7 protein-coding genes and 1 pseudogene are annotated in these 9,091 nt (G+C 71.5%); all 8 read right to left on the bottom strand.

Going from position 1 to position 9,091, the window contains the following annotated elements; translation table 11 throughout:
• Window positions 1–583, bottom strand: a 583-nt coding sequence (locus tag NQ160_RS13180) for a quinone oxidoreductase family protein (protein WP_257515679.1), incomplete at its 3' end; no start/stop codon positions are given.
• 27 nt (window positions 584–610) lie between these two features.
• Window positions 611–4,562: pseudogene (gene hrpA, locus NQ160_RS13175) on the bottom strand (ATP-dependent RNA helicase HrpA).
• Window positions 4,563–4,770: 208 nt separating this feature from the next.
• On the bottom strand, window positions 4,771–5,397 hold the full coding sequence (locus tag NQ160_RS13170) for a hypothetical protein (RefSeq protein ID WP_257515678.1): 627 nt from the start codon (window positions 5,395–5,397) through the stop codon (window positions 4,771–4,773).
• Window positions 5,394–5,873, bottom strand: coding sequence for a hypothetical protein (locus NQ160_RS13165; RefSeq protein WP_257515677.1), 480 nt, complete (start codon window positions 5,871–5,873; stop codon window positions 5,394–5,396). Before NQ160_RS13165 ends, NQ160_RS13170 begins: the two co-directional genes overlap by 4 nt.
• A complete protein-coding gene (locus NQ160_RS13160; protein ID WP_257515676.1) occupies window positions 5,870–7,498 on the bottom strand; it encodes a hypothetical protein in 1,629 nt (542 codons plus the stop codon). The genes NQ160_RS13165 and NQ160_RS13160 overlap by 4 nt, the downstream gene beginning before the upstream one ends.
• Window positions 7,495–8,307, bottom strand: a complete 813-nt coding sequence (locus NQ160_RS13155) for a hypothetical protein (RefSeq protein ID WP_257515675.1) — start codon at window positions 8,305–8,307, stop codon at window positions 7,495–7,497. Before NQ160_RS13155 ends, NQ160_RS13160 begins: the two co-directional genes overlap by 4 nt.
• Window positions 8,308–8,381: 74 nt before the next feature.
• Window positions 8,382–8,675 carry a WXG100 family type VII secretion target gene (locus NQ160_RS13150; RefSeq protein ID WP_191717944.1) on the bottom strand — a complete coding sequence of 98 codons (294 nt, stop codon included), beginning with the start codon at window positions 8,673–8,675 and terminating at the stop codon, window positions 8,382–8,384.
• A gap of 52 nt (window positions 8,676–8,727) precedes the next feature.
• The coding region (locus tag NQ160_RS13145) for a hypothetical protein (RefSeq protein WP_257515674.1) at window positions 8,728–9,091 on the bottom strand (364 nt) is incomplete at its 5' end.

The raw sequence follows: 9,091 nt of genomic DNA, 5'->3' as shown, positions 1-9,091 counted from the left end.
CTTCGCCGTAGATCACGGGAGTGGCGCCCAGGGCGGCGACGCGGTCGGCGCGACGCTCGGACGAGGTCGCGATGACGTCGGCACCGGCCAGCCGTGCGAACTGGATGACGGCCTGGCCGACGCTGCCGGACCCGCCGTGCACGAGCAGGGTCTCGCCCGCACCGATCGCGAGCGACCGCACGCACTGGTAGGCGGTGCCGACCGGAATGCCGAGAGCCGCGCCCATGGCCGCGCTGACGGCGGCCGGGCGGGCGAAGACCTTGTCGGCGGCGGCGACGACCTCTTCGGCGTAGCAGCCGTTGACACCCGAGATCACGACCGGGTCGCCGGGGCGGAACCCGTCGACGTCGTCTCCGACGGCGGTGACGATGCCGGCGGCATCCATCCCCAGATGGCGGGGCTTGTCGACGCTCGGCGGCGCCGAGGCCCGCAGTCCCGAGCGCAGCTTGGCATCGATCGGGTTGACGCCGGCGGTCTGGATGCGCACCGCCACCTGCCCGGCACCCGGCTCGCGGGTGGGCACGTCGATCTCGTGCAGCACTTCGGGATCACCGAACTCGGTGTAGACGATCGCACGGGACATCGGAACCTCTTCCGTAGGGGAACGGCTCTATCCTCGCAGAGCCTTCTGGATCCGTTGCGGTGAAACCGGTTCGGCGGTGCCGAGGCGCTGCGCGAACAGGCTCACCCGGTATTCCTCGAGCAGCCAGCGGACGTGCGCGAGGTTCGGCGGCGCACCCTCGGCGAGGGGGATCGTCCCCCCGGCCTCGGCGTAGAGCGCCGCCATGCGCTCATACTCGGTGAGGCGCTGGCGATCGCGGCCGGGGTTGTCGCCCAGCTGGGCGACGCGCTCCGCGGCGCCCGCCAGATAGCGCGGCAGCTGCGCCAGGCGGGCGATGCCGATGCGCGAGACGAAGCCGGGGAACACCAGGCCGGCAAGCTGACCCTTGATGTCGCCGAGCGCGGCGAGCAGCGTCATGGAGTTCTGCGCGCGCACCGCCTTCTCGACGTCGCGGGCGGCGGTCAGGATGCGGGCGGTCAGCGACACCGTCTGGAACAGCTCGTCCACGACGACGCGGGAGAACTCCGCGCGGACGCGGGCGAAGTCTGCAGGCGCCCGTACGACCGCCCCCGGCACCGTGCGGGCGAGCACGGCGTCGGCGACGGCCACGCGCGCGTCTTCGATGAGCGCCTTCGCAGACGGATAGGGCGATGCCGCGAGGGCGAGCTTCTCGTGCGCGGTCAGATGCTCCAGCACGTACGGGGCGGGCGAGGGGACCGTCAGCAGCAGCAGACGGCGCACCCCGGCGTGTGTCAGCCGCTCGGCGGCCTCGGGGGTGGCCTGGATCCGCAGCGCGACGGACGCGCCCTCGTCGACCAGCGACGGATACCCGCGCACCACGCCGCCCGCGACGCGCGTGTCGACGAGCGCCGGCAGGTCGCCGATCGTCCAATCCACCAGGCCCGTCTGCTCCGCGACGGCGGCGCCCCCGGTTCGCGCGTCGGCAACGCCGGAAGGGCCCGCGGCACCGAACCCGGGCGCGGCGCCAGGCGCCGAGCCGACGGCACCGGGACGCGGCGGCCGGTCGCCGCGCGGCGCGGTGAGGGACTTCGTCACCGCGCCGCGGGCGCGATCGGCGAGCCTGTCCTGCAGGGCGCGCAGGTCGCGATCGGATGCCACGGTGCGGCCACGTTCGTCCACCGCCCGGAACGACATCCACAGGTGCCCGGGGACCCGCTCGAGATCGAAGTCCGCGGCGGTGACGGGCTGGTTCGACACACGCTGCACCCGGGCGGCGAGAGCTTCGCGCAGCGGGCGGGGTGGCAGCCCGTCGTGGGACTCGGGACCGTCGCCGGCGAGCTCGTCGGCGAAGCGGGAAGCCCAGTCCGCGGCCGGGACGACGCTGCGGCGGATCGCCTTGGGCAGCGCCCGCAGCAGTCCCGCGATGAGCTCACCGCGCAGCCCCCAGCGGCACCACGACGCTCACCCCGTCGTCGGGGGCGCCGGGCTCGAAACGGTACGCCAGCGAGAGCACCTGGTCGCCCTGCTGCCAGCGCATCGGAAAGTCGCGTTCATCCGCGCGCGAGGCGTCGTCGACGAGGTCGGCCTCGGAGAGGTCCAGCAGCCGCGGGGTGCGGGCCGATGCATCGCGCCACCACGCCTCGAACGAGCGCACGTCATAGACGTCCTGCGGCACGCGGGAGGCGTAGAAGGCGTAGACGGCCTCGTCGCCGGCCAGGATGTCGCGGCGACGCTCCCGCTCCTCGATCTTCTCGAGCCGCCTGCGCAGCTCGAGGTTGCGGCGCTCGAACGCGGTGAGCCGCTTGTCGAGGTGGGTGACGTTCCAATCGCCGTCCACCAGGGCGTGGCGCAGGAACAGCTCACGCGCAAGGGGACGGTCGATGCGGGCCAGCTGCACGCGGCGGCGGGGCACGATCTCGAGCCCGAACAGCGTCACCTTCTCGGCGGCGACGGCCGCGCCGGCATCCTTCGACCAGTGCGGGTCGCTGAGGGTGCGGTGCGCCAGGTCGCCGGCGAGCTCTTCGGCCCACTCCGGGTCGATCGCGGCGACCGTGCGGGCGTACAGGCGCGACGTCTCGACGAGCTCGGCGGCCATGACGGCGTCGGGCGAGGCCTTGCGCAGCCCTGACCCGGGGAAGATGGCGAAGCGGGCGCCGCGGGCACCGCGGTACTCCGCGCGCGGGCGGCCCTTCGGCGCCTTGGCAGCCCGACCGCCGGTCGCGGTCGCCGAGGAGGTCGAGCGGGTGTCGAGGATGCCGAGGTGCGACAGCAGCCCGGAGAGGATCGCCCGGTGCACCCGGGCGGGGTCGGCGGCGCCGTCCTGCGGCCGCGGGGCGGCCGTCAGCTGCCGAAGCTGCCGGTGCACGTCGAACCATTCCCGGACCCGCACGTAGTTCAGGTGCTCGGCACGGCACATCCGGCGAAACGCGCTCGAGCCGAGCTCGGACTGCTGCTCGCGCAGATGGTTCCACAGGTTCAGCAGGCTGAGGAAGTCGCTGGTGGGGTCGGTGAACCGCGCGTGCAGGCGGTCGGCCTCTTCACGGCGCTCCTCGGGGCGCTCCCGCACGTCCTGGATCGACAGACCTGCGACGATCGCCAGCACGTCACCGGCGACCTCGAGGCGCCGTGCCTCGATGAGCATGCGCGCGAAGCGGGGATCGATGGGGAGTCGGGCGATCTCGCGCCCGATGTCGGTGAGGCGCCAGGCTCCGCGGGTCCGCCCGCTCCCTGAGCCCGTCGAAGGGCCGCTCCCTGAGCCCGTCGAAGGGCGCACGGCCCCGAGCTCGACCAGCAGGTCGAATGCCGCCTTCACGCCGCGGGAGTCCGGGGGAGTGAGGAAGGGGAACTCGGTGATGTCGCCGAACCCGAGCGCCAGCATCTGCAGGATGACCGACGCGAGGCTCGTGCGCAGGATCTCGGGCTCGGTGTACTCCGGCCGGGAGGTGAAGTCCTCTTCGGTGTACAGCCGGATCGCAATGCCGTCCGATGTGCGGCCCGCGCGCCCGGAGCGCTGCTGTGCCGACGCCTGCGAAACCGCCTCGATCGGCAGCCGCTGGATCTTGGATCGGGCGCTGTAGCGCGAGATACGGGCCGTGCCGGCGTCGATGACGTACTTGATGCCGGGGACGGTGAGGCTCGTCTCGGCGACGTTGGTCGCCAGGATCACGCGGCGGCGGAGCCCTGCCACCGTCGAGCGCTCGAACACCCGGTGCTGCTCGGCTGACGACAGCCGGCCGTAGAGGGGCAGCACCTCGGTGGGCGCGGTGTCCTTCGCGTACATGCCGCGGACGGCATCCATCGCATCGCGGATCTCGGCCTCACCGGGCAGGAACACCAGCACGTCTCCGGCCGGCTCGCGGTCGAGCTCTCGCAGGGCGCCCAGCAGTGCGTCGACGTCGTCGGGGCCGTCATCGCCGGAACCGGCCTCGGCGACGCGGCCGCGGTAGCGGATCTCCACCGGGTACGTGCGTCCGGACACCTCGATGATGGGCGCCGGGTTGCCTGCGGCATCCGCGAAGTGCTTCGCGAAGCTCTCGGGATCGATCGTCGCCGACGTGACGATGATCTTGAGATCGGGGCGGCGGGGCAGGATGCGACGGAGGTATCCGATCAGGAAGTCGACGTTCAGCGACCGTTCGTGCGCCTCGTCGATGATGATCGTGTCGTAGCGGCGCAGCAGCTTGTCGCGGTGGATCTCGTTGAGCAGGATGCCGTCGGTGACGAGCGCCACGCGGGTGTCGGCCGAGACGTTGTCGGTGAAGCGCACCTTGTAGCCGACCGTGGTGCCCAGCGGCACCTGCATCTCCTCGGCCACGCGCTCGGCGATGGTGCGCGCGGCGATGCGGCGGGGCTGCGTGTGCGCGATGCGGGTGCGGCCGAGCTCCAGGCAGATCTTCGGCAGCTGCGTGGTCTTGCCCGATCCCGTGGCGCCGGCGACGATGACCACCTGGTTCTCGGCGATGGCGCGCGCGATCTCGTCCCGCGCGGCGCTGACGGGCAGCTCGGGCGGGTAGACGATGACGGGCTCTGGTGCGGACACAGCCCTCCATCGTATGCCCGCGGATGCCGGGCTCGGTGCGCGGCGGCGCGGGGCGGTGGCCGGCGCACGAGGACAGGAGGACTCACCGGGACAGGACGATCGGGCACGAAACCACCTGTGTCGGTGATTCTTCCTGCGTCGAGGCGGGCGCCGTGGCGGATGCGGCGGGCCGGCGGATGCCGCGCTCGCGCGGATGCGCGCGACGGGCTCAGGCCTCCTGGAACGCCGAGGCCGCCACGATCGCGTCGAAGTACGACAGCAGCGTGTGCGGGATATTACCCAGCGGAGTGGTCAGCACGACGGTGAGCAGGCGCTTGGTCCCCGGGAGCGGGTACCAGTACTGCGCGACGAGGCGCCGCTGGGTGTACCGCTCGCCGTCCTCGATTTCGACCGTCTCCTCGATCTCGTGGACCCGCACGACCTCGCCGTCCATGCAGCGCCGCCTCACCATGGTCTCGGCGCGCGACGGGTCCATCAGCGGGATCGACTTCTCGAACACCGCGAGCACGGATGCCGCGTCCGTGCCGATCGCGGGACTCATCCGCATCCGCTCGTCTTCGAACACCGTGAGGGTCGCCGACATGGGCTGACCGGGGCCGAGCTCGGTCTGGATCATCAGAAGCTGCGCATCGGCGTCGGCGGCCGCCGTGGCGGCCTTGCCCAGCTCGTCGCGCAGACGCGCGCGGCCCGTCGCACGGTCGTCTGCCCGGCCGAGCACGCCGGTGGCGATCTGCTTGGTGGAATCGGCGATGGCCGCCGGGGAGGACAGATCGATGCGCCACCACGTCCCGACCATGCGGAAGACCAGCTGGCGCGTGGCATCGGTCGTGGTCATCCGGCGCTCAGCTCCGACAGATCCGCGCCGATCAGCTGCAGGCTGGAGCTGAGCCACACCCACTCCACGTCGGCGGGAAGCCCCTCTCCGGCGGGCGACAGATCGAGGATGACGTCTGTGTCTGCGGCCGACCGGGCCAGGATCTTCAGGTCGTCGATGTCGGACTTGGCGTTCTGCAGCGCCGCGACGGCGATGTTGACGACGGTCTCGGTACTTACCGGCTCGTCTCCCGAGATCGACACCGCGATGCTCATCACGCGGGCCATACCCGACTCGGTGACTTTGACGGTGAGCACGTCGGCGACGCGCGGGTCGGACGCGGCCACGGCGTCGGTGACGGTGGTCATGGTGGTTTCCTCCTGGTCGGATTGCGTCGCCGTCGGGCCGGTCGACGCGGGGGCGCAGCTGCTGAACAGCCCCACCAGCACCACGACCGTGGTGAGGCGGATCGCGTGTCGTCGGCGCGCTTTCGTCATTCGGACCACCCGTAGTACCTCTGCTGGTATCCGTAGGCGTTGTCGTCGCCCGTGAAGTACGCGTCGAGGTCGTCGGTGGTCCCGGCCGGCACCATGCCGACCCGGTTCTGCAGCGTCTGGTCGTAGGCGTCGGCGCTGTGGATGCCGTGCAGGCCCTCGTCCGCGCGCGGGGACTCGGTCTGGATCGTGGTCCAGTTCGGCTGCTGCCGCGCCTGGCCGTCCAGTCCGAGCGTGACGACGGAGTCCAGATGCGGGACGGGATCGCCGTCATGCTGCACCGAGACGACCTGGACGCTCGACGGGATGGGCATGTGGTCGATCGGGGCGCCGGCGGCGACGACCGCAGACCAGTTGTAGTCCCGGTTGTAGGCGGCCAGGGTGCCCGCCATGATTCCGCCCTGGCTGAAGCCGACGAGCATGACCGGATCGTTCGGGCCGACACCGGCCTGCTGCATCGCCTCGATGACGGCGCGCTCGTACTGCGAGCGCAGCGACGGGGTCAGCACGAGCGCGAGGTTGCTGTCGAGGTCGTGCACGCCTCCCTGGTCGCCGTTGAGGCGGGAGAGCCATTCCTGAGTGCTCGGCAGCGCGACACGCCACCTCACCACGCCGTCGGCATCGACGACCCGCGTCACGCCGACGACGGTCTCCTCCACCCCGGTCACCTCACCATCCGCGTCATAGGTGCGCCCCAGGGTGTCGACGAAGCCGGCGTCGGCGAGAGCCCCGGACAGATCGGACGGCTGGCCCGGGTCGTCCCCGGCCTCGTGATCGGTGAGGTCCCGCTGGTCGACGGACGGGGTCGGCTTGCCCACATCCGACAGCACGCTGGCGAGGAGGAATCCGGCCAGCACCGTCGTGACGAGGGCGGCGATGGCCGGCCCGATGACGGGGATCATCGCCAGGAGCGCGTACACGAGCAGCAGGATCACGGCGACGCCCAGCAGCGCGACGAGGGTCGAGACGAGGCGCTGCAATTCGGCGTAGACGTCGGCGAGGAAGTCGCCGACCCACTGGGCGATGGTGGCAAGGAAGTCGCCGACGTCGTCGAGGAAGTTCTTGACCTTGTCCCAGAACCCCTCGTTCGTGCCGTCGATGGCGGAATCGATGCGGTCAATCGCGATCTGAGCCGCGCGCTCCATGTCCTGGCGGGCGGCGTCGAGCTCGATGCGCGCGGCGTCGGCTGCGGCATCCATGCGGGCGTTGCGCGCTCGGGCGGCCTCGACCTCGCTCGCCGCGGTGCGAAGGTTCCCCGCCGGAGCATCGGCTTCTTCCAACTGCTCCAGGCGTCGCTCGGACACCAGCAGTTCGTACTCGGCGGTGGCGCCGCCGGCATTGGCCCGGGCCTCGGCGATCTCGGCGTCGTCGGCCCTTTCGTGGGCGGCCTTCAGTGCCACGGCATACTCCACCAGCGCGCGGGCCGTGCCGGAATAGCGTTCGTGCGCCCGGTCGAGGTCGCGGGCGACCTCGGCGCTGCGGTCGCGGATGACGTCCATCGAGCGGGCGGTGCTGTCATACGCGATGGCGCGCAGGTCATCTGCGGCCTGCTGGATGAGCGAGGCCGAGGAGACGTAGGAGGCGGAGCGTTCCGCGAGGGAGGTCGGGTTTCCGGGCAGGACGCTCATCGGGTGGCTCCGTGGGTGGTGTCGTCGGTGATGAGCTCGCGCGCCCACGAGGGGACTTCGGCGTCGTCGAGGATGGCGGGGAGGGTCTGGTAGACGGGACCGATGGGTGTGGGCTCGGCCCCGGAGTTGCTCACGGGCTCGTCGAGGATGGCGGGGAGGGTCTCGTAGACGGGTCCGACGGGCCCCACGGGTGCGGGCTCGCCCACGAGGCGACCCTCGTTGAAGTCCTGCGGGTGGGTGATGGGCTCGAAGGAGGCGCCGGATGTGGGGGGTTCGAAGCCCATGATGCCGGCGGCGCCGTCGACGGTGCCGGAACCCGGTGCGGGGGAAGGGGCAGGCGTCGGTGCGGGACCCGGGGACGGTGAAGGCATCGGTGAGGGGGCGGGCCCCGGCGACGGCGAGGGCGCCGGAGCGGGAGCGGGTCCCGGCGACGGCGAGGGCGCCGGAGCGGGGGCGGGTCCCGGGGCAGGGGCACCGGGTGCCGGTCCGCCCGGCGCGGGCTGCGGCGCGGGGTCGGGAGCGTTCTGTGCCGGCTCGAGGGCGGCCGCGAGGTCGGTGTCGAGGTCGCTGAAGGTGTCGGCCACCGCGCGGAGATAGTCCGCGATGAATCGCAGATTGTCTTCGAGCTTGCCTCGGGCGATGTCCCACTTGTCGCCGAACTCGCGCACCTTCCCGCCGAGACGGTCGTGGCCGGTGTCGGCCGCGGCAGCTCCCGCGATGCTCTCGGCGCGGGCGAAGCTGCTCGCCACCGTCTCAGCCGTGCGGGCGCTGCTGCGCAGCTCCGCGAAGTCCAGTTTCAGATCGACCATGGCCGTTCTCCCTCCCGCTCAGACGACGAAACGGGGCCGGCCGAAAAGGACCGGCCCCGCTTCTGGGACTGTGATCAGCCGATCGAAGAGGCCAGCTGCTCGTCCGTGGACTGCAGCGCCGAAGCGGCCTTCTCGAGGAACTGCGCCATGCCGTCGATGCCCTGCACGGTGCGCTGGGCGCCGGAGGTGAACTGCTCGTAGGAGGAGTCGAAGGCACCCGAGGCGCGGGTCGTGGTGAAGCCGTCCTGCACGAGCTGGCTGACCAGGGAGCGCAGCTCCTGCAGCTTGCCCTCCAGGTCGGACTGGCCCGCACGCAGACGGTTCGCGGCGCTCTGCATCTGGTCGTACGTGACGTTGAGGTTCGCCATTGTCTCACTCCTTGTGTCCGGAAGCGGCAGTTCCTCTGCCGACATGTTCAACCTATGGGACCGCTATGGCGTCGGCCAATGGGGAGTACTCCCCATCTTTCGGGGCCGCCTCGCCGACGAGCGGGAACTGCACCCGCACCGTCTTGCCGCTGGCGGCGAGCATGGCGCGGCCGACGGGGAATTCGCGCTTGAGCAGCCGCGGGAACGCCGTCTTGAGCACCACCTCGCCGTCGTGCGTGTCCGGCTGCAGCACCACACCGCGGCGGGCCGATTTGATGTCGCCCAGCAAGCCGAAGCCCGTGGTCCAGTCGCTCGTCTCGCCCTCGGCGACGAGCAGGCCGTCGCCGCGCTTGACCCGCTTGGCGAAGTCCGACAGCGGCATCTCGGCGAGGGAGGTCGCGTACTCCGAGGCGCCT

The organism is Microbacterium sp. zg.Y909, assembly GCF_024626565.1.
Note: the sequence above shows the minus strand (reverse complement) of the source record. Positions and strands in the feature narration are given on the sequence as shown.

Bases quoted from the DNA above. Each gene is read 5' to 3' on its own strand.
- NQ160_RS13155 (WP_257515675.1), bottom strand. From the start codon at position 8,307: ATGGTCGATCTGAAACTGGACTTCGCGGAGCTGCGCAGCAGCGCCCGC.
- NQ160_RS13150 (WP_191717944.1), bottom strand. From the start codon at position 8,675: ATGGCGAACCTCAACGTCACGTACGACCAGATGCAGAGCGCCGCGAAC.
- NQ160_RS13165 (WP_257515677.1), bottom strand. From the start codon at position 5,873: ATGACGAAAGCGCGCCGACGACACGCGATCCGCCTCACCACGGTCGTG.
- NQ160_RS13160 (WP_257515676.1), bottom strand. From the start codon at position 7,498: ATGAGCGTCCTGCCCGGAAACCCGACCTCCCTCGCGGAACGCTCCGCC.
- NQ160_RS13170 (WP_257515678.1), bottom strand. From the start codon at position 5,397: ATGACCACGACCGATGCCACGCGCCAGCTGGTCTTCCGCATGGTCGGG.